Annotated in this window: 20 protein-coding genes and 1 tRNA gene; 9 read left to right on the forward strand and 12 right to left on the reverse strand. The window is 65.5% G+C overall.

All coding sequences use genetic code 11. The annotated features are described in order from the left end of the window. Positions 1–12: 12 nt before the first annotated feature. Complete coding sequence (locus LFT49_RS09600; RefSeq protein ID WP_237430354.1) at positions 13–1,020, forward strand: 4Fe-4S dicluster domain-containing protein; 1,008 nt, start codon at positions 13–15, stop codon at positions 1,018–1,020. After that, positions 1,017–2,108: an NrfD/PsrC family molybdoenzyme membrane anchor subunit gene (nrfD, locus tag LFT49_RS09605; protein WP_237430355.1), complete on the forward strand. Its 1,092-nt coding sequence runs from the start codon at positions 1,017–1,019 to the stop codon at positions 2,106–2,108. Before LFT49_RS09600 ends, nrfD begins: the two co-directional genes overlap by 4 nt. Before the next feature lie 13 nt (positions 2,109–2,121). On the opposite strand, the gene selD is transcribed toward nrfD, so the two are convergent. Further along, the gene (gene selD / locus LFT49_RS09610; protein ID WP_237430356.1) at positions 2,122–3,147 is read right to left on the reverse strand and encodes a selenide, water dikinase SelD; all 1,026 of its coding nucleotides are present in this window, start codon (positions 3,145–3,147) and stop codon (positions 2,122–2,124) included. A 44-nt stretch (positions 3,148–3,191) separates the two neighbouring features. On the opposite strand from selD, the gene LFT49_RS09615 reads away from it, so the two are divergent. The 3 genes from LFT49_RS09615 to selB all read left to right on the forward strand — a co-directional run bounded on the left by LFT49_RS09615 (position 3,192) and on the right by selB (position 6,453). Then, positions 3,192–3,286 (forward strand) — tRNA-Sec (locus tag LFT49_RS09615). 36 nt (positions 3,287–3,322) lie between these two features. Then, complete coding sequence (gene selA, locus LFT49_RS09620) at positions 3,323–4,654, forward strand: L-seryl-tRNA(Sec) selenium transferase (protein ID WP_237430357.1); 1,332 nt, start codon at positions 3,323–3,325, stop codon at positions 4,652–4,654. Positions 4,655–4,656: 2 nt separating this feature from the next. Continuing rightward, entirely contained in the window at positions 4,657–6,453 is a 1,797-nt protein-coding gene (gene selB, locus LFT49_RS09625) for a selenocysteine-specific translation elongation factor (protein ID WP_237430358.1), read from the forward strand. 34 nt (positions 6,454–6,487) lie between these two features. Here the strand turns inward: selB and LFT49_RS09630 are convergent, their stop codons facing one another. Beyond that, positions 6,488–7,003, reverse strand: a complete 516-nt coding sequence (locus LFT49_RS09630) for an AAA family ATPase (RefSeq protein WP_237430359.1) — start codon at positions 7,001–7,003, stop codon at positions 6,488–6,490. Positions 7,004–7,292: 289 nt separating this feature from the next. Between LFT49_RS09630 and LFT49_RS09635 the strand changes: the two genes are divergently transcribed. Genes LFT49_RS09635 through LFT49_RS09645 form a run of 3 tightly spaced genes read left to right on the forward strand, consistent with a single transcriptional unit; the run spans position 7,293 to position 9,511 of the window. Beyond that, entirely contained in the window at positions 7,293–7,676 is a 384-nt protein-coding gene (locus tag LFT49_RS09635; RefSeq protein ID WP_237430360.1) for a hypothetical protein, read from the forward strand. A 10-nt stretch (positions 7,677–7,686) separates the two neighbouring features. Continuing rightward, positions 7,687–8,721, forward strand: coding sequence for a zinc-binding dehydrogenase (locus LFT49_RS09640; RefSeq protein WP_237430361.1), 1,035 nt, complete (start codon positions 7,687–7,689; stop codon positions 8,719–8,721). Positions 8,722–8,758: 37 nt separating this feature from the next. Beyond that, positions 8,759–9,511, forward strand: a complete 753-nt coding sequence (locus tag LFT49_RS09645; protein ID WP_237430362.1) for a lytic transglycosylase domain-containing protein — start codon at positions 8,759–8,761, stop codon at positions 9,509–9,511. Positions 9,512–9,560: 49 nt separating this feature from the next. On the opposite strand, the gene LFT49_RS09650 is transcribed toward LFT49_RS09645, so the two are convergent. The 9 genes from LFT49_RS09650 to LFT49_RS09690 form a co-directional block, all read right to left on the reverse strand. Beyond that, positions 9,561–10,730, reverse strand: coding sequence for a cytochrome P450 (locus LFT49_RS09650; RefSeq protein ID WP_237430363.1), 1,170 nt, complete (start codon positions 10,728–10,730; stop codon positions 9,561–9,563). A gap of 96 nt (positions 10,731–10,826) precedes the next feature. Beyond that, positions 10,827–11,801 (reverse strand): CPBP family intramembrane glutamic endopeptidase, encoded by a 975-nt coding sequence (locus LFT49_RS09655; protein ID WP_237430364.1) that lies wholly within the window; start codon positions 11,799–11,801, stop codon positions 10,827–10,829. A 130-nt stretch (positions 11,802–11,931) separates the two neighbouring features. Continuing rightward, positions 11,932–12,906, reverse strand: coding sequence for a Gfo/Idh/MocA family protein (locus tag LFT49_RS09660; protein ID WP_237430365.1), 975 nt, complete (start codon positions 12,904–12,906; stop codon positions 11,932–11,934). A 100-nt stretch (positions 12,907–13,006) separates the two neighbouring features. After that, complete coding sequence (locus LFT49_RS09665; protein WP_237430366.1) at positions 13,007–14,125, reverse strand: endo-1,4-beta-xylanase; 1,119 nt, start codon at positions 14,123–14,125, stop codon at positions 13,007–13,009. A gap of 29 nt (positions 14,126–14,154) precedes the next feature. After that, positions 14,155–15,156, reverse strand: a complete 1,002-nt coding sequence (locus LFT49_RS09670) for an acetylxylan esterase (protein WP_237430367.1) — start codon at positions 15,154–15,156, stop codon at positions 14,155–14,157. A 63-nt stretch (positions 15,157–15,219) separates the two neighbouring features. Continuing rightward, a complete protein-coding gene (locus LFT49_RS09675) occupies positions 15,220–17,538 on the reverse strand; it encodes a beta-glucosidase (RefSeq protein ID WP_237430368.1) in 2,319 nt (772 codons plus the stop codon). A gap of 26 nt (positions 17,539–17,564) precedes the next feature. Further along, the gene (locus tag LFT49_RS09680) at positions 17,565–18,431 is read right to left on the reverse strand and encodes a carbohydrate ABC transporter permease (RefSeq protein WP_236802526.1); all 867 of its coding nucleotides are present in this window, start codon (positions 18,429–18,431) and stop codon (positions 17,565–17,567) included. Beyond that, the gene (locus LFT49_RS09685; RefSeq protein ID WP_442863732.1) at positions 18,428–19,447 is read right to left on the reverse strand and encodes a carbohydrate ABC transporter permease; all 1,020 of its coding nucleotides are present in this window, start codon (positions 19,445–19,447) and stop codon (positions 18,428–18,430) included. Before LFT49_RS09685 ends, LFT49_RS09680 begins: the two co-directional genes overlap by 4 nt. An 11-nt stretch (positions 19,448–19,458) precedes the next feature. Beyond that, complete coding sequence (locus LFT49_RS09690) at positions 19,459–20,745, reverse strand: ABC transporter substrate-binding protein (protein ID WP_236802527.1); 1,287 nt, start codon at positions 20,743–20,745, stop codon at positions 19,459–19,461. Between the two features lie 204 nt (positions 20,746–20,949). On the opposite strand from LFT49_RS09690, the gene LFT49_RS09695 reads away from it, so the two are divergent. Continuing rightward, positions 20,950–21,951 carry a LacI family DNA-binding transcriptional regulator gene (locus LFT49_RS09695; RefSeq protein ID WP_237430369.1) on the forward strand — a complete coding sequence of 334 codons (1,002 nt, stop codon included), beginning with the start codon at positions 20,950–20,952 and terminating at the stop codon, positions 21,949–21,951. Between the two features lie 24 nt (positions 21,952–21,975). Here the strand turns inward: LFT49_RS09695 and LFT49_RS09700 are convergent, their stop codons facing one another. Next, complete coding sequence (locus LFT49_RS09700) at positions 21,976–24,051, reverse strand: acyltransferase family protein (RefSeq protein WP_237430370.1); 2,076 nt, start codon at positions 24,049–24,051, stop codon at positions 21,976–21,978.

A 24,051-nucleotide genomic window follows, 5' to 3' on the forward strand; every position in this document is an offset into this window, starting at 1 on the left:
ACGGAGGACTAGATGGGCCAGCTGTCCGGACCGACCGACCCCACCGCCGATGCCCACTGGGAGCACAACCATCCGCGCAAGGGGTTCTTCACCGACACCTCGATCTGCATCGGCTGCAAGGCCTGCGAAGTTGCCTGCAAGGAGTGGAACCACAACCCGCAGGACGGAAACCTGGAACTGCTCGGTTCCTCCTACGACAACACCGGATCGCTGGGCGCCAGCACCTGGCGGCACGTCGCCTTCATCGAACAGGGCCAGGAACGCATTGTCGAGGCGCGAGAGTCAGGCCGTGCCCTGGTCAGCCTGGGCATGCCGCGCATCGGGCCGCCGGCCCCGGCAACGGCTGTTACGGATCTTGCGGACGCTGATACTACCCCGCCGGACACCGCAGACTTCCGGTGGCTGATGTCCTCTGATGTCTGCAAGCACTGCACCCACGCCGGCTGCCTCGACGTCTGCCCCACCGGCGCGCTGTTCCGCACAGAGTTCGGCACCGTCGTGGTCCAGGATGACGTCTGCAACGGCTGCGGTACCTGCGTGGCCGGGTGCCCCTTCGGCGTGATCGAGCGCCGCAGCAACGGCACGGTCAAAGTCGCCAGCAGCAGGGAAGAACAGCACGCCAAGCATCCCGACGTCCCCAACGAGGGCATCGCCCAGAAGTGCACGCTGTGCTATGACCGGCTGCTTGACGACCAGACGCCGGCATGCGCCAAGGCATGCCCGACGACGTCCATCAAGTTCGGCGACCACGACGACATGGTGGAGACGGCCCGGGAACGGGTGGCCACCCTGCATGCGCAGGGCATGACCGAAGCCCGGCTCTACGGGGCGAACGAAAACGACGGCGTCGGCGGAACCGGATCTGTCTTCCTGCTGCTGGATGAACCAGAAGTGTACGGGCTTCCGCCGGACCCCCGGGTGCCCACCGCAGACTTGCCGAAGATGTACCGCCGCGCCGGCATGGCCGTGGCAGGCATGGCTGCGGCCGCTGCGCTGGCCTTCCTGGGAGGACGGGCGTGACCCTCTCAGAGTTCGACAGCTTCCGGCCATCAGAACCTGCCCGACGCCGCCGGCAGGGCGGCAAGCGCGGCACCGGTCGACGCCGGGACAATGGTGACGGCTCACGGGAAATGCCCATGGTTCCGGAGCCTGAGTTCACCTCGTACTACGGGCGTCCCGTCGTGAAGCCGGCGCCTTGGGGCGATGACGTGGCCATCTACCTGTTCCTGGGTGGCGTGGCAGGCGGGTCAGCCCTCCTCGGTCTTGGCGGGCAGCTGACCGGCCGGCCTATCCTTCGCCGCAACGCCCGGCTGGGCGCCTTGGCGGCAGTAAGCGCCGGTGCCGTTGCTCTGGTGAAGGACCTGGGCAGGCCGGAACGTTTCCTGCACATGCTGCGGACCTTTAAGGTGACCTCGCCGATGAGTGTGGGCTCGTGGATCCTTAGCGCCTTCAGCGCGGGCACGGCCGTGACCGCGGTGGCGGAAATCGACCGGATGACCGGCAACCGGCTTCCGCTGGGTCCGTTGCGGAAGGTCCTGCATGCAGTGGAAGGTGCGGCCGGCGTCGAAGCGGCGGTTTTCGCCGGGCCACTGGCGGCGTACACGGCTGTCCTGCTGGGTGATACCGCCACCCCGACATGGAATGCTGCGCACGAGGAACTGCCATTCGTCTTCGTCAGTTCGGCCTGCCTCGCTTCTGCCGGCCTCGCCATGGTCACCACACCCACTCATGAGACAGGACCGGCCCGGAAACTTGCCGTGCTCGGCGTGCTGGGGGATGTCGCTGCCATGAAGGTGATGGAGCGCCGCATGGATCCGGTGGCGGCCGAGCCCCTGCATCAGGGCAAGGCGGGCGCCATGCTGAAGTGGAGCGAGCGGTTGGCGTTGGCCGGCGGCCTTGGAACGCTGCTCGCGGGGCGCAACCGCGTGGTGGCGGCGGCTTCGGGATTGGCGCTGCTGGGCGCTTCGGCCCTGACCCGCTTCGGCGTGTTCGAAGCGGGCCTCGCCTCGGCCAGGAATCCGCGGTACACCATCGAACCGCAGAAGAACCGGCTCGCTGCCCGCCGTGCCGCAGGCGTGACCGGCGACGCGATCACCACTGCCGGTTGAGCGGGCAGCCGCGTCAGCGGACCTCGATGCCCCGCCCTGCAGTGGTGTGGCCGATCACCGGGTAGCCCGGCAGCTCGCCGACCACCAGCAGCCCGCCTGAGGTCTGGGCATCGGCCAGCAGCAGCAGGTCGTTTTCGGTGACGCCGGCAGCGGAGCCCAGGTGCGGCCGCACCCAATCAAGGTTGCGCCGGGTTCCGCCGGAGACGAAACCGTCACGGAGTGCCTCCCGCGCGCCCTCGATCAGTGGTACCGCCTTCAGATCGATCACGGCGCCCACTTCTGAGGCACGGACCATCTTGTAAAGGTGCCCCAGCAGGCCAAAACCCGTCACGTCAGTGGCGGCCCGGACGCCGGCAGCAACCGCGGCGTCGGCTGCGTCCCGGTTGAGGGCCGTCATCGTCTCCACCGCTTCAGCAAACACCTCCCCGGTCTGCTTGTGCCGGTTGTTGAGAAGTCCGACGCCGAGTGGCTTGGTGAGCGTGATCGGCAGCCCGGGCTGGGCGGCGTCGTTGCGGAGCAGGCGGTCGGGGTGGGCGACGCCCGTAACAGCCATGCCGTACTTCGGCTCCGGATCGTCGATGGAGTGCCCACCGAGCACCGGGCACCCCGCCTGGGACGCCACGCTGAGCCCTCCGCGGAGGACTTCCGTCATCAATTCCATCGGCAGGACTCCGCGGGGCCAGCCGACGAGGTTGATCGCCGTGACCGGGCGGCCGCCCATCGCGTAGATGTCCGAGAGGGCATTGGCGGCCGCAATCCGGCCCCAGTCAAACGCGTCGTCAACCACGGGAGTGAAGAAGTCTGCGGTGGTGAGGACGGCCAGATCATCGCGGACCAGGACCGCCGCGGCGTCGTCGCCGCTGTCCAGGCCAACCAGCACCTCTGCGCCCGGTTGGCCGATCAGGCCGCGGACGGCGTCCTCGAGTTCGCCTGGCGGAATCTTGCAGGCGCAGCCTCCGCCGTGGGCATAGTCGGTGAGCCGGAGCAAGCCGGCGGCACCATCATCAAGTTGCTGTACTGACGTCTGAGCCTCATTCACCCGCCTAGCGTACCCCTCCAGTTAACCCTGCTATATTGAGGCGCGGTGGCGTCCGGGTCCTGGTGGGCCCCCCGGTCTTCAAAACCGGTGAGGCTGAGCATCTCGGCCTGGCGGGTTCGATTCCCGTCCGCCACCGCCAAACTACCGGCGTGAATGCCGTGAAAAGAGGAGGGCTGTGGTCCAGGTCGATCCCCGGCGGCTGATTCCCCGCACGAACGACCTGCTGGCGTTGCCCGCCGTCCGCGAGGCCCGGACACGGATGAATGAGCGCGTCGTCCGCGAACTCGTCCGAAAAATCCAGGAGCAGGCCCGCCGCGGTGAGCTGCCTCCCAACCAGGTGCAACCTGCCCTGCTCGCAGCCGTCGCTTCACATAAAGCAACAACCCTCCGTCCGGTGCTGAACGCAACCGGCGTCATCGTGCACACGAACCTTGGCCGCGCCCCCCTTTCTGCAGCCGCGGTGGAAGCCCTTGTCGCTGCCAGCGGCTACGTTGACGTGGAACTGGACCTTGCAGACGGCGGCCGCTCCCGCCGCGGTGCCGGTGCCCGGGCCGCCCTCCTCGCTGCCTGTCCTGCCGCCGAGGACGCCTTGGTGGTCAACAACGGAGCTGCAGCGCTGGTGCTGGCCACCACAGCCCTGGCCGCCGGCCGGGAGGTGGTGGTGAGCCGCGGGGAACTCGTCGAGATCGGTGCAGGCTTCAGGCTGACCGACCTGATGGAGTCGACAGGCGCGGTGCTTCACGAGGTGGGTACCACCAACCGGACACACCTGCATGACTACGCGGGGGCCGTCGGACCGGACACGGGCTGCATCCTCAAGGTGCACCCGAGCAACTTCCGGGTGGACGGGTTCACGTCCGCGGTTCCGATTGCCGAACTGAGCCGGCTGACCGCGGCACACGGCGTTCCACTCGTGGCTGACCTGGGCAGTGGGCTGCTGGCGCCCGATCCGTACCTGCCGGACGAACCGGATGTCGCCTCCGCCCTGGCGGGCGGCGCCGACGTCGTCATCGCCAGCGGCGACAAACTGCTGGGCGGCCCCCAGGCCGGGTTGCTGCTGGGCCGCAAGGAAATCATTACCCGGCTGGCCCGCCACCCGCTCGCCCGTGCTGTCCGGGCGGACAAGCTTGCCTTGGCCGCCCTGGAAGCAACCGTCGCCGGCGGGCCGGCGCCCGTTGTCGAGGCGCTGCACGCCGACGTCGAACAGTTGCGGCGCCGTACTGACAGGCTCGCCCACGCCTTGGGCGTCCCCGTCGTACCCCATGACGGCCGGGTGGGCGGCGGCGGCGCCCCCGGCGTTCCGCTGCCGGGATGGGCGCTGCGGCTCCCCGAGGGAATTGCAGGAGGCTTGCGCACCGGCGACCCGGCCGTGTTGCCGCGCGTCCACGACGGCGCCTGCCTGATCGACTTGCGCTGTGTGCCGCCGGCCGAGGATGACCGGATCCTCGATGCCGTTCGGCAGGCACTGGCAACCCTCGACGTTGCGGACGCAGGCAGGGCGGGTTGACCGTGCACGTCGTTGCCACGGCCGGACATGTCGATTCCGGTAAAAGCACCCTGGTCCGCGCCCTTACCGGCATGGAGCCGGACCGATGGGAGGAAGAGCGGCGCCGCGGGCTGACCATTGACCTCGGCTACGCATGGACCACCTTGCCGTCCGGGCAGGACGTTGCCTTCGTCGACGTGCCCGGCCACGAACGCTTCCTCGGCAACATGCTTGCCGGAATCGGGCCGGCTCCGGTGGTCTGCTTCGTCGTAGCCGCGGATGAGGGCTGGCAGGCCCAGTCAAGCGATCATCGGGATGCGGTAGCTGCGCTTGGCATTGAACACGGCGTGGTAGTCCTCAGCCGCGCGGACCGGGCATCCGGGCAGCGCGTCGCCGACGTGCTGTCGCGGGCCCGCACGGAGCTGGCAGGGACCGGGCTGCGGGATGCCCCAGCCATCGCTGTGTCGGCCATCAACGGGACCGGCCTGGCTGAGTTGCGTGCAGCGCTCGACGGCGTCCTGGCCCAGGTGCCTGCCCCCACCACAACGGGGCGGGTCCGGTTGTGGGTGGACCGGTCGTTCACGATCAACGGGTCCGGAACGGTGGTCACCGGAACACTGGCAGCGGGCACGCTCGCCCAGGGTGACCGGCTGGAACTGCTGGGCCATTCGGGGTCCCGGCCGGTGGCGGTCCGCGGCCTGCAAAGCCGCGACACCTCGTACCAGTCGGTGGAGCCGGTCAGCCGGGTGGCGTTGAACCTGCGCGACGTTGCCGCAACGGACATCAGGCGAGGGGATGCGCTGGTTACCCCTGGTGCATGGCCCACCACCGGCGTCGTAGGCATCCACCGCACCACCGGGGTGGCGTATACCGACGTGCCCGAGCAAATCATGGTGCATGTGGGCACGGCGTCCGTGCCGGCGCGGCTGCGTCCCTTCGGGGCCGACCATGCCCGGCTGGTCCTCGACAGGCACCTGCCCCTGGTTCTCGGGGACCGGTTGGTGCTGCGCGACCCTGGCAGACGTTCGGTCCTGGGTGGGGCGCGCATTCTCGACGCGGACCCACCGGAGCTGCGGCGGCGCGGTGACGGCGCGCACTGGGCCGAACGGCTTGCAGGGATGGATCCCGCAGGGGACGTTCTGGGGGAAGTGGCAGCCCGCGGAGCGGTCCAAGTGGATCATCTCCGCAAGCTTGGGCTGCTGCCCGGGCACGCTGTGGATTCCCCGCAGGGCGTGCGGGTTTTCGGTGACTGGTGGGTGCATGCCCCTGTCCTTGAGGCGTGGCAGCACCGGCTTCGGGGCGCGGTCGAGGCGCTGCAGGAGCGGGACCCCCTGGCCCCAGGCCTTTCCATGGGCGCGGCGCGGGACCTGCTCAGGTTGCCCGACGAGAGGTTGCTGTCCCACGTTATCCGCGGGGCGGAGCTGGAGCAGGACAGCGGCCACATCCGGGTGCCGGGCAGCCAGGACAACCTTGGCCCCATTGAGCCGGCAATCGCCCAGTTGGAGCGCAGGCTCAAGACAGACGCGTTCCATGCCCCGGAAGCCGACGAGCTGGCGGCAATGGGCCTCGGCGCCCGGGAACTGGCCGCCGCCGAACGCACGGGACGGCTGCTGCGTCTGCGTGACGGGGTGGTGCTGCTGCCCACGGCACCCGCGCTTGCGATGCGCACCCTCGCCGGCCTGGCCCAGCCCTTCACCACCAGCCAGGCACGCCAGGCGCTGGACACAACACGCCGGATCGCGGTCCCACTGCTGGAGCACCTTGATTCCCGCGGCTGGACCAAACGGATTGATGCCGGTCACCGTACAGTGGTTCGCTGACCGGGCCCCTCATGCAGCACGTTTGGAAGGACGGCTAGTCCGGGACGGCTGGCTGGACGCGGCGGAGGATGTCATCCACGACGCGCGCCAGCGGGGCAGTGGCGTCGATCGTGATGCCGCCGGGCGGAATCTCCTCCCGTGTTCGGTGCAGGTGCTCAATCAGCTCCCGTTCTGTTTGGCGTCCTCCCCATTCGTCCTCAGGGCGCTGATCCAGCCGCTGCTTCAAGGTTTCCAGGTCCACCTCAAGAACGAAGACACCATCGAAGAGATCGATGAACTTGGCGAGGTTCCGCGACCCGCCGCAGAAAAAGGTCACCGCTTCCCGCTGGTCCGCGGCCAACGCCCTGACCTGGTCCACCCTCCAGAGGTGGTGCCCGTGTACGGCGACTCCGGTGATGCCGCCTACCCGTTCTCCGGTTTCCGGATCACCTTGATAGGCGAGTTCGCGGTCGCCGTTGATGGCGTGATAGCCACGGCGGCGCAATTCATTGCAGACTGCCGTCTTGCCGGTGCCCGAGCCGCCTTCGATGAGGTAGTTCTTCCTGCCCATCCCTGATGGTACCGATGCGCGGCCAAGGGAGTTCTCCCCGTGTCCCTTGCGGGCAATTGCGAAGGGTGCTGCCTAAGCTGTGGTCATGACGACGCCACCACATGTTTGCGTGACACCGATGAAATCCCTGTTGTACTGGCGAAAAAGCATGATCAATGGAGCCAAGACAGTGCCCGTGGTGGTCAGCATGGATTCCTCAGGGATGTTTCGCATGGTGGATGCTGCCGGCATGAGTGTGCTCTCCCTGCCTGTGCAGCAGGCATCATTCCGATTCACCAGCATGGGAACAATGGCAGTCACAGCCCAGGGCCGGAAATTTGACCTGCTGGGCGTCGGGGCGTCAATGTCGCCGGACCCGTCGCCGGAGCAGAAGGCGGAGATGAAGGTGGCCTCCGACGACTTCAAGGACCGCACAGCCCTCAACCGTGCCGGTTCCGCGGGCGCTGCCCTGAGCGGCGCAGGGGGAGTGGGCGGCGTGGCCGGCATTGCCGGGAGTGCCTTGATGATGTTCTCCTACTACGAGGGGCTGGAAACCATCAAGGCCTGGCAGGCGGTCCTTTCCCAAACAGGGGCACCCGTCCGGACGAGCGCAATGAAGGCCGGTCTTTACATGATGCTGGGGCTCGTAGCAGCCATCATCATAGGCATCGTCGTTGCCATCAACGTTCTCTAGGGTGGGTCTTATGCGTGCAATCGTCGTGGACCGCATCGCCGGCCCGCTGGCTGTCCAACAAGTAGCCGTACCTGAGGTGCCGGCAGGCGGTGTCCTGGTCACCGTCGCCGCCACCGGCCTCTGCCGCAGCGACTGGCACGCCTGGGCCGGCCACGACGACATAGCGTTGCCGCATGTTCCGGGCCATGAGTTCGCCGGCGTCGTTGCCGCCGTGGGCGCAGGGGTGACCAGGTGGGCGGTCGGCGACAGGGTGACGGCCCCCTTCGTCGAGGGCTGCGGGGCCTGTGAGTGGTGCCGCGGGGGGAACGCGCAGGTCTGTCCCGCACAGCAGCAACCCGGCTTCACCCATTGGGGCTCCTTCGCCGAGCAAGTGGTCATTCACGCTGCGGACACTAACCTTGTCGCCGTCCCGGCAGGAGTCAGTTTCGAGGCAGCAGCAAGCCTGGGGTGCCGTTTTGCCACGGCGTACCGCGCACTTACCCGCAGGGCACGCCTCGCCGGCGGCGAATGGGTCACAATCGTGGGGGCGGGCGGCGTAGGGCTCAGCGCGGTCATGATTGCGAAGGCACTCGGCGGCAAGGTGGTGGTCGTGGACCGCAATCCGGGAGCACTCGAGGTGGCCGCTACTCTTGGCGCCGACCACGTCCTGGTCGCCGACGGTTCGGACATCCCGTCCCAAGTGCAGGCCGTAACCGGTGGAAGCCATGTTTCCATTGATGCCGTGGGTAGTGAGCAAACCTGCGCTGACGCGCTCCTTAGCCTTCGGCGCCGCGGCCGGCATGTCCAGATCGGACTCCTCCCGCCAGTGGAGGGGCATCCCCGGGTGCCCATGGCCCGAGTCATTGCGTGGGAACTGGACGTCTTCGGCAGCCACGGCATGGCGGCGGTGGATTACCCCGGAATGCTCGCCCTGATCGCATCGGGAGCACTGGAACCACAGAAACTCATCGAGCGCATCATCGGGTTGGAGGAGGCCGCTGCCATGCTGCCACACTTCGATACTGCGAACGTCGCCGGCATGACAATGATCGATCCCACGCGGTGACGCATTCGGTTCCCGGATTGGGTGGTTTGATTAGTCAGTGCTCCGTGTAAGACGCTTTGTAGTTTTCAGCCTGTTTGTGGCCTGCGCCAGCGCGGTTTTCTCGTTTTGGGTGATGGGACAGGCCGGGGCGGACGCCAGGGTGGCACTTTCGCCGCCGCCGCGGGCGCTGGTGACCCTTGAAACCGGGACGGGCGGGATGACCACTGCCGTAGACGTCACACGCAGTCCCGACGCCGAATGGCTTCGCGCGGCTTCCGCCGAAACTGGAATCCCTGCCCGTGCCCTGCGCGCTTATGTTGCTGCGGCCGTGACGGCAAATGTTTCCATGCCGCAATGCAGAATCGGCTGGAATACCCTGGCCGCCGTCGGCTTCGTCGAATCAGGCCACGGAACCTATGGTGGGGGCAGCCTGGACGCCTTGGGCCAGGCCAGCGGGCCCATCGTGGGCCCAAGCCTCAATGGGTCAGGTTTCGCCGCTATCCCCGACACCGACGCCGGTGCCCTGGATGGCGACGCCAACTGGGACCACGCGGTGGGGCCCATGCAATTCATTCCGTCCACCTGGCGTCTGGCAGGGAGGGACGGGAACGGGGACGGAACAGCAGACCCCTTCAATATCGACGATGCCGCCCTCAGCGCCGCCACCTACTTGTGTGACCGCGGCCGCGACCTCACGACAGCGCAGGGGTGGACGGATGCCATCTACGCCTACAACCAGTCCGACGCCTATATCCGCAAGGTACGTGCCCAAGCCACTGCCTACGCCACGAAAACGGGTACCCCCGACTAAGCCACGACTGGCGGTCGGGGGTTTTTCCGGGCGCTTGCCAGGGCGGCGGTCAGGCGGGGTGCCAGGTAATGGGAAGTGCTTTCAAGCCGTAGACGATGGTGCTTTCCATGCGCTCCAGTCGGGCTCCGGGAGGCACGGACAGCCCGGGCAGGCGGGCCAGCAGGGCCTCCAGTGCGATTTTCGCCTCGAGCCGGGCCAGCGGCGCGCCGAGGCAAAAGTGGATGCCGTGGCCGAACGCCAGATGCCGGTTCGGGTTGCGGTCGACGTCGAACTCAGCCGCGTGTTCAAACTGCCGCTCGTCGCGGTTGGCCGAGCCGATCCAAGCCACGATCGGTGCCCCGGCCGGGATGCGTACGCTGCCCACATCGGTGTCCGCTACGCTCACCCGGTACATCGACTGGACAGGGGAGCGAAAGCGCAGCACCTCTTCGAGGGTCTGGGGCAACAAGGCCGGTTCGTTCAGTAGGCGCTCAAGGGTGCCGGGCGATTCGGCCAGGCATAAAACGGCGTTGCCGATCAGGTTGGTGGTGGTCTCGTTGCCGGCGACCAGCAGCAGGGCGCAGAAACCCAGCAGTTCGGGCACCGAAAGTTTTTGGCCTTCGATCTCGGCAGACAGCAGGCTGCTGATCAGGTCCTCACCCGGATGCCTCCTGCGCTGGTCGATCAGGGCCAGGAAGTATTCGACCATGTCCGATGTGGTGGAGTCTTGCCGGTCGGTGCCCGGCCCGGTCCGTGTTTGGCTGACAATCGTGTCCGACCAGTGCTTGAAGCGCTCACGGTCCTGCCCCGGAATGCCCATCAGTTCGGAGATCACAATAACCGGCAACGGGTAGGCCAAGTCCTGGATCAGGTCCGCGCTGCCGCCGCGCCCCACGAGTCCCTCCAGCAGTTCGTCCGTGAGTGCGGAGATGCGGGGAGCCAAGGCAACGACTGCTTTCGGCGTGAAAGCCTGGGTCACCAGGGAACGCAGCTGCCGATGCCGCGGGGGATCGGCTGTGATCAGGCTTGATGCGAACAACTGGCCGGAACCCGATGGAGCGTCGCCGCCCATGCGTGAGGAGAACGTAGCGTGCTCGGACAGCACCCGCTGAACGTCGTCGTACCGGAACACGTGCCAGCTCCCTGATGGTTCGTCGTGGAAAACGGGGGCGGCTGCGCGCATGTGTTCATAGTGGGAAAAGGGATCCAGCGGGTATTGCGTGGACTCGGCGGTGTCCATGGTGGCCTCTCTGCTCGGCCGGCGCCCTGTGCCTCACGCTGCTGGCGGGAACGAAGAGTGCCAAGCCCCCAATTGAATGACCGTAGAACCTCGATCTTAATCAAAGCCTGCCCCTGGGTCATTACTCCCGGCGTCGTACGTTCTTGCCCTTTGCTTTGTCATCCCTGGCCCCCGCACTCCAGCCAAGCCGGACCGGCGCTCATGCCGCGCGGCGAACCAAACAGCCGCCACCATCAGGCCCAGTACGTCCGCGAAACCCAGGATCGCCTCCCACGGCATCCGGATCGAACCTCCGCGCAGGTTGCTGTAAAAGGAACCGAGGGGGACCAGCAGGGGCCAGAGGACGATCAGGTTCCGGGCGACGCTGAACGCAACCGCGTAGACCACACCGAGGCCGAAAAGGAAGAGCATCTCGGACCCTGTCATGCCATAGCCGACGTGGTAGGCCGCGTACAGTGCGGCGGCGCCGGCCACGCCCGCGATCGGGCCGAAGCTGGCTTCCAGGCGCGCCTGGATGAAGCCCCGGAAGAAGACTGCTTCGAAGAAACCCACGGTGATGGCTAGGGCTGCCAGAGGCACCCAGTCGACGGGGCGCGGAAGCGGGTACCCCCAAAGCGTGATGACGAACTGCACCGCTGCGAGGGCGAGTCCCAGGGCGAATGCCTGGCCCAGGTTTCTGCGGCTGATCCCTAGCGCGGCCAGGGACCTCCGCCGGATCCAGGTGTTGTACCCGATGGGGCCGAGGACACCGAGGAGCATGCCGGCCGCGAATGACAGGAACAGCCCCAGGGTATTTCCCTGGGTGAACACCCTGAAAGCCAGCCAAAAGAGGGCCACGACGCCCAGGTAGAGTGCGGCAACGGCACCGATGTCAGGCCAGTCCGGATGTCCGGCCCAGCGGGGCCGGGACGTGGGCAAAACGAGTGCGAAAACCAGCGCGGCAACTGGAACGCCAACCCCGTACACCGCGGGGTTCCCCAGGGACAGCAGCAGTATCGCGCCGACGAGGAACACCGGCCAGGCAAACCGCGGCAGAACATGGGCCCTTCCACTCAGGTTTGTTCCCGACATGACACCCCACTCCCTGCGCCGGCGGACTGCATGTATCAAGTCTTTCCCGAGGCAAACCCCGGCTATAGGGGCGAAGGGCCCAACCGGGCTTGAACAGTGCCCCGCGGACCGTGCCAAGCTACGGCGGGCCTCAGCGGGCAACCCCGGCGGCGCGGTAGATTGCGTCAATGATGCTCATGTTCGCCAGGCAGTCGGACCCCTCCGTGGGCAGTTCGCTGCCCGTTTGAAGGGCAGTGACGACAGCTTCGAGTTGGTGGTCATACGTCTCGAGCCCCCTTACAGTCCAGGTGCGGTCCAGCCCCTCGGTGGTAAGGGTGATGGAATGGCCCCGGGAGGGGAAGACCATGTTGTTGACCTGCAGCCGTCCTCCGGTACCGGTTACCTCAAGTGAAGAGTTCAGGTGCTGTGCCTGTTCGACCATTGCCGAGGTGACGAGCGCTTGTGCTCCCGAGGGGAACTGCAGGTTGGCGCTGACGCTGAGGTCCGCGCCGAGAGGATTAACTGTCGCCCTCGCCCCAAGCACCGTTGGTTCCTCGCCCATAAGCGCACGCACCCAGTGAACGGGGTAGCAGCCCAGGTCCATCAGCGACCCACCCCCCAACTGCGGATCGTGCCGCAGCGAGGCCGGATCGAACGGATTGGAGGCGGAAAAGTCCGCCCGCAGCGTCGTGATCTCGCCGAGCGCGCCTGAAGCCTTGACGGCATCGACTTCAGCGCTCAACGGGTGGTAACGGTCGTGGAAGGCCTCAATGAGCCGGTAGCCTGTCGAGCGCGCAGCTTCAATCATTTGGGCGGCCTCTTCAGCGTTCATTGCGAACGGTTTCTCGCAAAGTACGTGCTTGCCGGCCTCCAGGGCCGCAATCGACCACTCGGCGTGCCCGGAGGGCGGAAGTGCGTTATAGACCAGGTCTATCTCTGAGTCGGCCAGCATTTCGGAGTAGTCCCCGTAGAAGCGGTCAATACTGTGGCTATCGGCGAACTGCCGGGCACTCTCCTTCCGGCGGGACGCCACGGCCACGACTTGGACGTCGGAGCGGCGGGCCGCCGGCCGGATGACTGCAGCGGGCGCAATTCCTGCTGCACCCAGGATTCCTATTCGTAGCACTGTGTTTTCTCCTTGCTATGCCGCCGTCGTTGACCGGAAGGCCGGCGATGTCTGCCTGCGCATCACCGGCCCCCCGGCAAAGCTCCGTCAGCTGCCGGACTTAGCCCCGGCCCGCTCCTTGGCCGCTCCTGTGAGGTGCGCCCGCTGAAAGCTGCAAGTCCTGCTGAAGGGCGTAATACTGCGGCTTCGGCTGGAGGTTCTCGTCATAGATGCTCGCTGCGCCTTCGCCCTGGAAGACTCCGGGCACCCACGAGTAGGCGTCACCGAAGCCCCATATGGTGTAGGAGATGCATTCCTTCACTGCCATGCAGGCCTGGAGCGTCTGCGAGTATGCGGCCACTTGTGCCGACTGTTCGACGGGTGTGACCGGCAGGGTGGTACGCACGTCGACTTCTGTCTCTGCCACGTCCAGGCCAAGGTCAGCGAATCTCTGCAGGTTGTTCTTCAGGTCAGGCAGCGGGTATTGCGTGTCCAGGTGGGTCTGGAACCCTACACCGTCGATGGGAACGCCCTGCGCTTTCAGGTCCTTGACGAGCGCGTAGGCGGCGTTGCTCTTCGGCCCGGTGGATTCGATGTTGTAGTCGTTGTAAAAGAGCTTGGCCTGTGGATCTGCCTCGTGCGCCCAACGGAAGGCATCTGCGATATAGCCTGGCCCCAGCTTCTGCAGCCAGATGCTGTTGCGCAGGGTGCCGTCTTCATTGAACGCCTCGTTGACGACATCCCACTGCCAGATTTTGCCCTTGAAGTGCGTGACTTGATCAGTGACATGCTTGTGCAGGACCTGCCTCAGCTGGTCCGCACTCATCCCTGGGGCGGCAGCCGTAAGCCAGCTGGGGAGCTGGCTGTGCCAAACCAGGGTGTGACCGCGCACCAACTGGTGGTTCGCCTCAGCAAATGCCACGAGCCGATCAGCGGCAGCCCAGTCATAGTTGCCTTGGGTCGGTTCAACCACTTCCCATTTCATGACGTTCTCCGGTGTGACCGTGGAAAACTGGGCGGCGGTGATATCGGTGTAGGCCGGATTGCTTCCGAGTTGGTCAGTGTTGACCGCAGTGCCGATGCGCAATCCGATATTGGCACCGAGTGCGCGGAGAGAATCGCGCTGCTGCGACGGTCCGCCGGCTTCCAGTGGTCCTGATGCAGCCATGGCAGCGGCTGGAGTGGCGAGCAGGGCGCACAAGCTGAGCGCACCGATGAAAAGGGAACGTTGAAAAGGCACGTAGTACTCCTTGGGTTTCTGGTTTGACTTCATCTTTCAGATGCGGAGATTTTGTCGCCGTGAGAGGGTGCGGCGAGTCGTGGTGCCAGGAACTGGCGTACCAATTGGTCGTCGTCCGGCCCGCCGGCTTCATGTCCGTTAAAGGGCCAGACTTTAATGTCCTTCTCGCCGCTGTATGCGTTGTAGGCGGCGAAGACCGTCGACGGAGGGGTAATCGGGTCCATGAGTGCCACGGAAAAGTGGGCGGGGTGCCTTGACCTTTCAGCGAAGTTGACACCGTCGAAATAGCTGAGGGTGTCGGCTACGGCTTCAGTGTTGTTGCGGTGGGTGGAAAGATAGTCCGCGATCTCCCGGAAGGGATACGCGTCCGTGATGACTGTTGCCCTTGGGAAGTCGCAGAGAAAGGGGACAGTCACGGCCACTGCCGAGATGTCCGGCACCAGCGCGCCCACCGCAAGCGCAATCGCCCCTCCCTGGCTTCCCCCGGTCACAGCGATCCGGCCAGGATCGATCCAGGGGAGGGTGCGGACCGCATCGACTGCCCGGACGCCGTCAGCGATGAGGCGGCGGTAGTAGTAGGTTTCCTTGCTGGTGATTCCTTTTGTCATGACGCCCGGAACCTGCGGGCCCGAGGGGCCCGGATCGGGGGTGTCGCCGACCGACCAGCCGGATCCCTGCCCCCTGGTGTCCATCTGCAGGTGGGCGAAGCCGGCGGAGGCCCAGAAAAGGTTCTCCCAGGGACGTCCCCGGCCTCCGCCGTAACCTACGTACTGGACTACCGCGGGCAGTGGTCCGTTTGGATTCTTCGGGGCCCGCAGCCAGGCCTTGATGGGATCCCCTCCGAAGCCGGGGAAGGTCACGTCGTACACATCAACTGTCTCCAGGCCTGCATGCACCGGTTCGACCACCACTTCGCCGCCGGCCTGGCGGGTTTCCTGCAGGGTCTGCTCCCAGAATGCGTCAAAGTCCTCGTTGCAGAGTTGGGAGCTCTTGTAGGTTCGGAGTTCCGTTTCGGGCATGTCGTTGTACATATGCAGAACTTTCTCGGGTGGAACTGGGGGCTTCCTGTCGGGCCCAGGTCTCTTTGCTGGGCGCTATCTGGTTGGGGAGGGGGCCGGCACGGCGACACTGTGCCGGGCCAGTCGGGCATCGTCGGCCGTTACGACATGCTCGGGGCCCGTGATGGTGAACACCGCTGTGGTTTCACGTTCCGCGCAGGACGGGCCAACCCAAAGCTCGATGTCACCGGGCTCCACGATGCGCGCACCATGCCGGCCGGTGAAGGCCAGCCGGGCAGTCGGCACATCGAAAGTCACCAACCCGCTTTCACCCGGTTCCAGCGAGATTCGAGCGTAGGCAAGGAGCTGCGCGACGGGGCGGGTGACAGTGGCGTAGGTATCGTGCGCGTAGAGCTGAACCAGGTCGGTGCCCGCGCGTTCGCCTGTGTTCCGGACGGTAACCGTTGCCGTGAAAGCGTCGCCGGCGGACACCGTGTCCGCTACCTCGAGCCCGCTGTGCTCGAACGTCGTATAGGTCAGGCCGTGCCCGAAAGGGAGCACAGGTGTGCTGTCGGCGCTGGTAACGTCTGACGGGCCTCCGAGTACAGGGTGCAGATACGAGAACGGCTGCGACCCCGCTGAGCGCGGCAGCGAGACCGGCAGGTGGCCGGACGGAGCTGCGCGCCCTGACAGTACCGCGGCTGCGGCCGGTCCGCCTTCTTCTCCTGGAAAGAAGGCCTGCAACACTGCGGCCGGGGCAGTCGCCCCCTGCAGTGCCCATCCGATGGCGTACGGCCGCCCAGAGAGTACGAGCATCACGGTAGGTGTGCCTGTTCGGACTACAGCCTCCACCAGTTCACGTTGGACGCCCGGCAGCTCCAGGCTTTCGACATCGTTGCCCTCTCCTACAGTCCCGCGGCCAAACAGCCCGGCGCGGTCACCGACCACCACGATGGCAACGTCTGCGCCGGCTGCGGTCTCAACGGCTTCCTGGATGCCCGAGCGGTCGTCGTCGTCCACATCGCAGCCTCGGGCCGAAGCGACTGCGGCCGCAGGGAATTCGTCCCGCAGCGCTTCCAGGACCGATACGATGTCGAACCCGAGCGGCACCTCCGGGTGGTGTGCCAGCACGTGGTTGGCGAACGAGTAGCACCCCATCAGGGCCTCCGCCGCGTTGGCATTTGGTCCCAGCACCGCGATGCTTCCCAGGTTGCGCTCCAGTGGCAGGACCCCATCATTCGCCAGCAACACCAACGATTCCCCGGCCAGCCGCAACGCCAGGCTGCGGTGGCGCGGGCTGTCCAGGTCAATTTCTGTGGGTGGGGAGTCGAACGTCTCGTCGAGCAGCCCCAGTTCTTCTTTCTGGCTCAACACACGCAGCACCGCGCGATCCACCAGCACCTCGTCGGAGAGGCCGCTGCGGATCCGTTCGGCGAGCGGGCCCACAAATGCATCACCGGTGGGCAACTCGACGTCGATGCCGGCCTGCAGTGCCAGCTCTGCGGCTTCACCGCGGTCGGCGGCGATCCGGTGCATCGTGTGCAGGAAAGCGACGGAAAAGTAATCGGAGACCACGGTGCCGTCGAAATTCCATTCATCGCGCAGGATGCCCGTCAGGTACTCAGGGGCCGCCGCGACGGGCACGCCGTCGATTTCGGAGTACGAATTCATTACCGAGCGTACGTTCCCGTCACGCACCGCCATCTCGAACGGCTGCAGCAGGACGTCCCGGAGTTCGCGGGCACCGACGTGCACGGGGGCGTGATTGCGGCCTGCCTGTGACGCCGAGTAACCGACGAAGTGCTTGAGCGTGGCATGCACCCCCGCTGACTGCAGGCCCCGTACGTAGGCCGTACCGATGGTGCCCACCACATACGGGTCCTCCGAAATACACTCGTCCACCCGGCCCCACCTCGGGTCACGGATGACGTCCAGCACCGGCGCCAGGCCCTGGTGGATGCCGAGCGCGCGCATCGAGTCGCCGATGGCGGCGCCCAACTCCTCCACGAGGTCGGGGTTGAACGCGGCACCCCAGGCAAGGGGAGTGGGGAACGTGGCCGCCTTCCAGGCTGCCAGCCCGGTCAGGCATTCTTCGTGCACCAGCGCGGGAATGCCGAGGCGGGTCTGCTCCCGAAGCCTGCGCTGTTCCGACCACAGCCACCGCGCGCGTTCAAGCGGCTCAACCGGACGGGTGCCGTACACCCTGGTGAGATGTCCGATGCCCTCGGCCGTCGCGTCAGCGTAACTCGGTACTTCGGCGAACTCACCGTCAAGCGGTGCCACCTTGTCCTCGGATTTGTCCACCCAGTAACCCACCAGTTGGGCCAGCTTTTCCGGGAGGGTCATCCGGGCATGGAGCCGGCTGACCCGTTCCGACACGGGAGGGAGGGTGGGGCTGTTGCCAGGATTACTCATGCTTCTTTTCCTTAATTGGGGTGCCGTCAGCCCTTGACGGCGCCGGTGAGTCCACCCACGATGCGCCGTTCAAAGAGGCTGAAGAACACCAGCGCGGGGATCATGGACAGGGATGTGAAGGCCAGGACCTGCGCTGTATCCGTGGAATATTGGGACGAAAACGCCTGCACCCCCAGGGGGAGGGTAAAGGTGGCTTCCTTGTTCAGGATGAACAGCGGCAGCAGGTAGCTGTTCCAGCTGCCGATGAAGACCAGGATGCCGGTGGTGATCACACCCGGAAGTGAAAGCCGCAGCACCATCCGGAAGAAGAAGCCCAGGCGGCTGCAGCCGTCGATGAAGGCAGACTCCTGGATTTCATCCGGGATGGCGCGCAGGAACGGCACCAGGATGATGATCGTGGTGGGGAGTGCAAACGCGATTTGCGGGAGGATGACGCCGGCCAGGGAGTTCATAAGGCCGAGGTTGCGCACCACAATGTACAGCGGTGTGATGGCGACGGTGATGGGAAACATCAGCCCGGCCGCGAAAAGCGAGTACAGCGCGCCGCGACCCCGGAACTGGTACCGGGCGAGCACGTAGCTGGCCATCAGGCCCAAGCCGACCGCGCCCAGGGTGGTTACGGCCCCCACAATGGTTGAGTTCAGCACCTGCCGCCAGAAGACGCCCCCGCCTATGACAGTGAGGTAGTTGCCCACGTTCCAGGGATTTGGCAGGCCTGCCGGGTCAGTGGTGATCTGCGCATTCGTACGGAAACCGCCGAAAATGATGTAGGCGATCGGTGCCAACATGAGCGCAATGACCACAAGCGCAACGAAGTACACGACGGGGGAGCCCCATGGCAGGCTTTGCTGGTCAGCCCGACGGGAACGCCGGGCGGTGATGGCGGCGGTCATCGCGCCTTCCTTTCTGTCAGGGCGCCTGCGGTGTCACGGCGCAGCACGAACCGCTGGTACACCAAGGCGACGACGAGGGAGATGATGAAGATCACGACGGCGACAGCGTTGCCGTAACCGTAGTTTCCGGCGTTTCGGCCGTTCGTCACCATGTAGCTGGCCATGGTGGACGTACCGGCAGTGGAGGCGACGTACTGGCCCCAAATGATGTAGACGAGGTCGAACAGCTGCAGGGCGCCAATAACGGACAGGAACGCCCAAATGCGCAGCGTCGGACCCAGCAGCGGCAACGTAATTCGCCGCTGGATCTGCCAATAGGAAGCACCGTCGAGCGAGGCAGCCTCATAAAGCTCTTCGGGGATGCCCTGCAGGCCGGCGAGGAACAGGATGACGGCGAACCCGATGTACTTCCACGTCAGGATGCCCATCAGGGTCCACATGGCCACGCCGGGATCCGCCAGCCAGTCGTGGGCCAGGACGCCGAGCCCCAGGTTGCGCAGCCAGCCGTTGAGCGCGCCATTGTTCTGGAGCATCAGGCTCCAGCCCGTACCCACGACCACCTCTGAGATGACGTAGGGCACGAAGATCAGGACGCGAATGACGGATTGCCCGCGCATCCTGCGGTTTAGCAGCAGCGCCAACAGGATCGCGGCGGGCCCTTGAAGGACGAGCGATGCCACGACGATAAATGCGTTGTGGGACAAGGCCTGCAAAAATGCCGGGTCCTGCAGGATGACCACGTAGTTCTGCAGCCCGACGAAGTTGGTGGGTGGCCCGTATCCGTTCCAGCGGTAAAAGCCGTAATACGCAGCCATGGCGACAGGCAGGATAACGAAGGCCACGAAGAAGACAATCGCCGGTCCTGCCAGGATTGCAATCTCCAAAGGTCCGGACCAGGCGGTACGGCGGCGGCGCTGCTTCGATGGGAGCGACGCGCGGGCGACGCTCCCATCGTGCTGCGCAAGCTCCGCCGTCGACACACGCTCGGTCGAGGTTGTCTGGGGGGCGTTGCTCACGGATTTTCCTCTTAGCCCTTCTTGGCGGCGTCGTTCGCCGTCTGGATAAGCTTTTGCGGATCGCTCTTGCCGGCCAGCATGTCGACGACGGCAACGTTCAGGGCGTTGCCGATGTTCTGGCCGAGCACGGTGTCGAGCCACTGCGAGACGTAGGGAGCTGCGTTGTATGCCTTCAGGATTTCCTGCAGGTACGGTTCGGTGACGGACTTCTGCGCTTCGGAGTTCACGGGCGGGGCGTTGAAGGCCTTGTAGTAGGCGACCTGCTGCGGAGTGCTTGCGATGAAGTTGAGGAAGTCAACGCATTCCTTGGGCGCATTGACGGAGCACGAGAATCCGTCAACACCGCCCATGATGGCAGCGGGGTCGCCCTTTCCGCCGGGGACTGCGGGGAAGGGGTACCAGGAAAGGTCTTTCAGCGGCTTCTGGTCCGGTGTGAGCGAGGCAATGACGCCCGGATCCCACGCGCCCATGAGTTCCATCCCGGCCTTGTGGTTGGCAAGCAGGCCTGCTGAGCTGCCTGCGCCCTGCTGGGCGGAGGTGGTCAGGAATCCGTCGTTGAACGGCTTCTTGTCAGCAAAGCTCTGCAGGTCCTGGGCCGCCTTCAGCCAGCAGGGGTCGGAGAAGTCCTTCGAGTCCGCCGTCTTCTGCATCGTCGCGGCATCACATTCGCGCAGCGAGAACCAGTAGAACCACATTGCTGCCGGCCATGCGTCCTTCGCGCCGAGTGCAACCGGGGCGACACCGCTTGCCTTCAGTTTTTCGACGTCGGCTTCGAGGTCGCTGATCGTGGCGGGGGCGCCGGTGATGTTGGCGGCCTTGAGAAGGTCCTGGCTGTAGAAGAGGCCGCCGGGAAGTACCGCGATGGGCATCGCCCAGACCTTGTCCTGGTAGGTTTCGGCCTTGAAGGATCCTGCCGAAACTACCTTCTTCGTGTCAGGCGAAATCTTGTCGGTCAGGTCCATCAACTGTCCGGCCTGGACCATTGCCGTCATCTTGCCGCCGCCGCGCTGCATGAAGATATCAGGTGCGTCGCCGGAGTTGAGGGCAGTCTGCAGCTTGCCGTCCAGGTCCTCGTTCTGGATGGCCTGGACATTGATGGTGACGTTCGGGTTTGCCTTTTCGAAGTCAGCGACAGCCGACTTCCAGAATTCCAGGCCGGGACCCGTCGTCGAATTCTCCCAAAGTGTCATAGACACCTTGCCGTCCGAGGAATTGCCGGAAGGACCGCCGCAAGCGCTAAGGGCTATGGACCCCAGGGCCAGAATGGCCGCCCCTCTCAAGAATTTCCTGGCTTTCATCTAATTCCATCCTGTTCTCGTCGTTGAGCCGTCCGTGGGGACGTGCGTAGGAGCGAAGCCCGTTCCTTGGCAGGGCATAAGTGAATGACCGGCTCAGTGGGGCTAGAAGTGATCCGGAGCACCCCGGACGACTAAAGCCTGCCAATGGCCGGAGAGGCCGTCAAACGTTTTCGAAAACATTTTCCATGGCTAGAATCGTGTCTTGTGAGAAGGCGTGCAACCATCCTCGACGTCGCCGAAGCGGCCGGCGTCTCAGTCTCAACCGTGTCCAAAGCAGTGAATGGACGCTACGGCATCGCGGTAGGGACGGTAGAACGAGTCCTACAGGTCGCGCGCGACCTCGGATATGAGTCAAGCCTCGTGGCCAGCAGCATGCGCTCCCGCAAGACGGGCGTCATCGGGGTGCTGGTGGCCGACTTTGAGCCCTTCAGTGCCGAGATCCTGAAGGGCGTGGGCTCCGCCCTCAGCGGTTCCCGCTACGACCTCCTGGCCTACAGCGGTTCGAACCAGCTCTCCTCCGAGGGATGGGAACGGCGATCGCTCAGCCGCCTAAGCGGGACCCTTATCGACGGCGCGATCATGGTGACCCCGACGGTTGTGAACGTCACTGCGGACGTGCCGATTGTGGCCGTGGATCCCCACACTGGCCGGGCCGACCTCCCCACCGTGGAATCAGACAACCTGGGCGGCGCACGTGACGCCACCAGGTTTCTGATGGGCCTCGGCCACCGGCGGATCGGCTTCGTCGCCGGCCGCCCCGACCTGCGTTCCGCTATCGCAAGGGAGGCGGGGTACCGCCGGGCCCTGTCCGAAGGCGGCCTTCCCTTTGACCAGACCCTGGTCGAGATCGGGAACTACGACCCCGAATATGCCCGTAGGGCAGCTCACCGCCTCCTCACCAGGCACGACCGCCCCACTGCCGTTTTCGCCGCAAACGACCTCTCTGCCATCGTTGTCATCGCGGTGGCGCGGGAGCTTGGAATACAGGTGCCCGGAGAGCTTTCAGTAGTCGGCTTCGATGACATTCCGGAAGCAGCCCGGCACGCCTTACCGCTTACCACGGTGCACCAGCCCATGAGCCGTATGGGCGCCTCGGCAGCCGCCTTGGTGGTGGCGCTCATGAATGGCGAGGCGCCTGAAACCACCCAGCTCAAGATGCCGACCCGGCTGATTGTCCGAACCACCACGGCCCCACCTGCTCCTTGAGCTGCCGGGGCTTCCCTTGCGCCCTTAGCTCAGGCCCAGTGCGACGGCCAGGTCCGGCCCAAGTGACTTCGCGAAGGTATTCGTCATGTGGTTGTCCCGGTAGACCAGAACGTTGCCAATGACAGCAGGGCAAAGACCTTCCCGGCAAAAGAACCTCGACAGGTCCACAACTTCGACGCCGTTAATCCGTCCGGCTGCCGACACAAGCGCGTCCTCACCGCTCGCCAGGGCTTCCGAAGCGGGCGTGGCACAGGCGTCGCCGTCGGCATGCTTTTGAACGCATTCCACCGGGTTCCCGTGGGGATATGGCAGGTCCGCGATGACGGCGACGCGGAGCCCGGCAGCGCGCAGGGCGGAAAGGGATTGGACATAACCATCCAGCAGCGGGGCGTCCGGCCCCCAGGACCATCCAAGCGCTTTCCGGTACCCCGTTTCGCGCATCCCGGCAACCAGGACAAGGTCAGGTTTTGCTGCCGCGATCTTTTCCGCCGTTACAGCGTTTTGGGCCGGGCAGTTGGTGTAGACGGTGGCGGCAGACCGTGGCGGCGTCAGCGCAAACGGGCAGCCATTGCGCACCATGGCGTGGATCCTGAGCGGAATATGTTTTGAGACGGCGATGAGGGGGTCAACAAACTGACCCGCATGGGAATCCCCGACAACCACGACAACCGGGGCACCATGATCTGCCGTTGAACCGAACCAGCAATCCGTGTCGGGCACCAGGGCGGGGTCGTACACGCCGCAGGCCCCGACGCTCGTGGCCGGCACGTCCTGCATGGCAACTGAGGGGTCAGGGCGGACGGGCAGGCCGGCGGGGACGGCCGCAGGACGGGCAGACCACGCCTGCGCACCGGGGTAATCGTGATCGGACAGTTCGGTGGACAACTGTGCGCGCTTGAACTCGATGACCTGCCAAGGCGCCCACGCTGCCGCAGACACCACCAGCGCCACGCAAAGGGCCATGGCGTAGACCCGGCGGTACGTGCGCCAGTCAGCCTGTCCGGAGTGGTGCCGGAAGCGCTGCTCCACCAGGTAGTAGGAGGCAGCGGCGAGGGCGAGGCTTACGACGGCGAGGAGGAGTGCTTCGCTGATGCGCGGTGTGCGGCCCAACAGCGCGACAGCGAAGACGATGACCGGCCAGTGCCACAGGTACAGGGAATATGACACGTCTCCAACGAAGGTCATGGGCCGGACGCCAAGGAACCGGGAGGCGGACCACGGAACGGCTGTTGACAGGGTGCCCGTACGCAGCAGGATGGCGGTGCCCAGCACTGGAATGGCGGCGATGCTGCCCGGGAAGGCCATATCGGTGCTGAAGAGGAAGGCGGGCACAACGATGGCGGAGACGCCCAGCCAGCCGCTGAGTGCGGCAAGGCGGGCGGAGCCCTTCAGCAGGGGCGGGAGTAGGGCAGCGAGTCCGCCGACGGCGAGTTCCCAGATCCTGGTGGTGGTGGCAAAGTACGCGATGGTGTGCTCGTGGCCGCTCAGGTAGATGCTGTAAATGAACGATGCCAAGGCAGTTACGGATAAGGCCGGGACAATGAACCGGCCGGCCTTTTGCCCTGCAGCGTGGGCGGCGGCGACCAGGCCAAGGAAGAAGAACGGGATGACGAGGTAGAACTGCTCCTCGACGGCGAGGGACCAGAAGTGCTGCAGGGGAGACACTTCCTGCGTGGCACCCGCATAGGAAACGGCGGAAAGAGCCTGGTGCCAGTTTTGTACCTGGAGCAGCGAAAACAGGACATCGGAGGAGATGTTCTGCCAGCGGCTGGGGGCAAGCAGCAGGACAGCGCCGGCCAGGACTGCGACCAAAACAACTGCCGACGCCGGGAACAGCCTCCGGATGCGCCGGGTGTAGAAATCGAGGACGGAGATGGACGCGTTTCTGGCGGCTTCCCTTGCAAGGGAGCCGATGATGAGGAAGCCCGAGACGACGAAGAACACGTCGACTCCTACGAATCCGCCCGGGAGGGCTTCCGGGCGAAGATGGTAGATCACCACGATCCCCACGGCCAGCGCCCGGAGGCCCTGGATGTCCGGCCTGGGGCCATGGCCGGCCCGGACGTGCCCCCGGCGTCGCTTAACCGCGGCGTGCCTCAT

The organism is Arthrobacter sp. FW306-06-A (genome assembly GCF_021870055.1).
In the GTDB taxonomy this organism is placed as follows: Bacteria; Actinomycetota; Actinomycetes; order Actinomycetales; family Micrococcaceae; genus Arthrobacter.

Excerpts from the sequence above, each read along its gene's own strand:
- LFT49_RS09690 (WP_236802527.1), bottom strand. The coding sequence starts at position 20,745 with ATGAAAGCCAGGAAATTCTTGAGAGGGGCGGCCATTCTGGCCCTGGGG.
- LFT49_RS09650 (WP_237430363.1), bottom strand. The coding sequence starts at position 10,730 with ATGGACACCGCCGAGTCCACGCAATACCCGCTGGATCCCTTTTCCCAC.
- LFT49_RS09630 (WP_237430359.1), bottom strand. The coding sequence starts at position 7,003 with ATGGGCAGGAAGAACTACCTCATCGAAGGCGGCTCGGGCACCGGCAAG.
- LFT49_RS09680 (WP_236802526.1), bottom strand. The coding sequence starts at position 18,431 with ATGACCGCCGCCATCACCGCCCGGCGTTCCCGTCGGGCTGACCAGCAA.
- LFT49_RS09675 (WP_237430368.1), bottom strand. The coding sequence starts at position 17,538 with ATGAGTAATCCTGGCAACAGCCCCACCCTCCCTCCCGTGTCGGAACGG.
- LFT49_RS09700 (WP_237430370.1), bottom strand. The coding sequence starts at position 24,051 with ATGAGGCACGCCGCGGTTAAGCGACGCCGGGGGCACGTCCGGGCCGGC.
- LFT49_RS09655 (WP_237430364.1), bottom strand. The coding sequence starts at position 11,801 with ATGTCGGGAACAAACCTGAGTGGAAGGGCCCATGTTCTGCCGCGGTTT.
- LFT49_RS09670 (WP_237430367.1), bottom strand. The coding sequence starts at position 15,156 with ATGTACAACGACATGCCCGAAACGGAACTCCGAACCTACAAGAGCTCC.
- LFT49_RS09640 (WP_237430361.1), top strand. The coding sequence starts at position 7,687 with ATGCGTGCAATCGTCGTGGACCGCATCGCCGGCCCGCTGGCTGTCCAA.
- LFT49_RS09600 (WP_237430354.1), top strand. The coding sequence starts at position 13 with ATGGGCCAGCTGTCCGGACCGACCGACCCCACCGCCGATGCCCACTGG.
- LFT49_RS09635 (WP_237430360.1), top strand. The coding sequence starts at position 7,293 with ATGGCAGTCACAGCCCAGGGCCGGAAATTTGACCTGCTGGGCGTCGGG.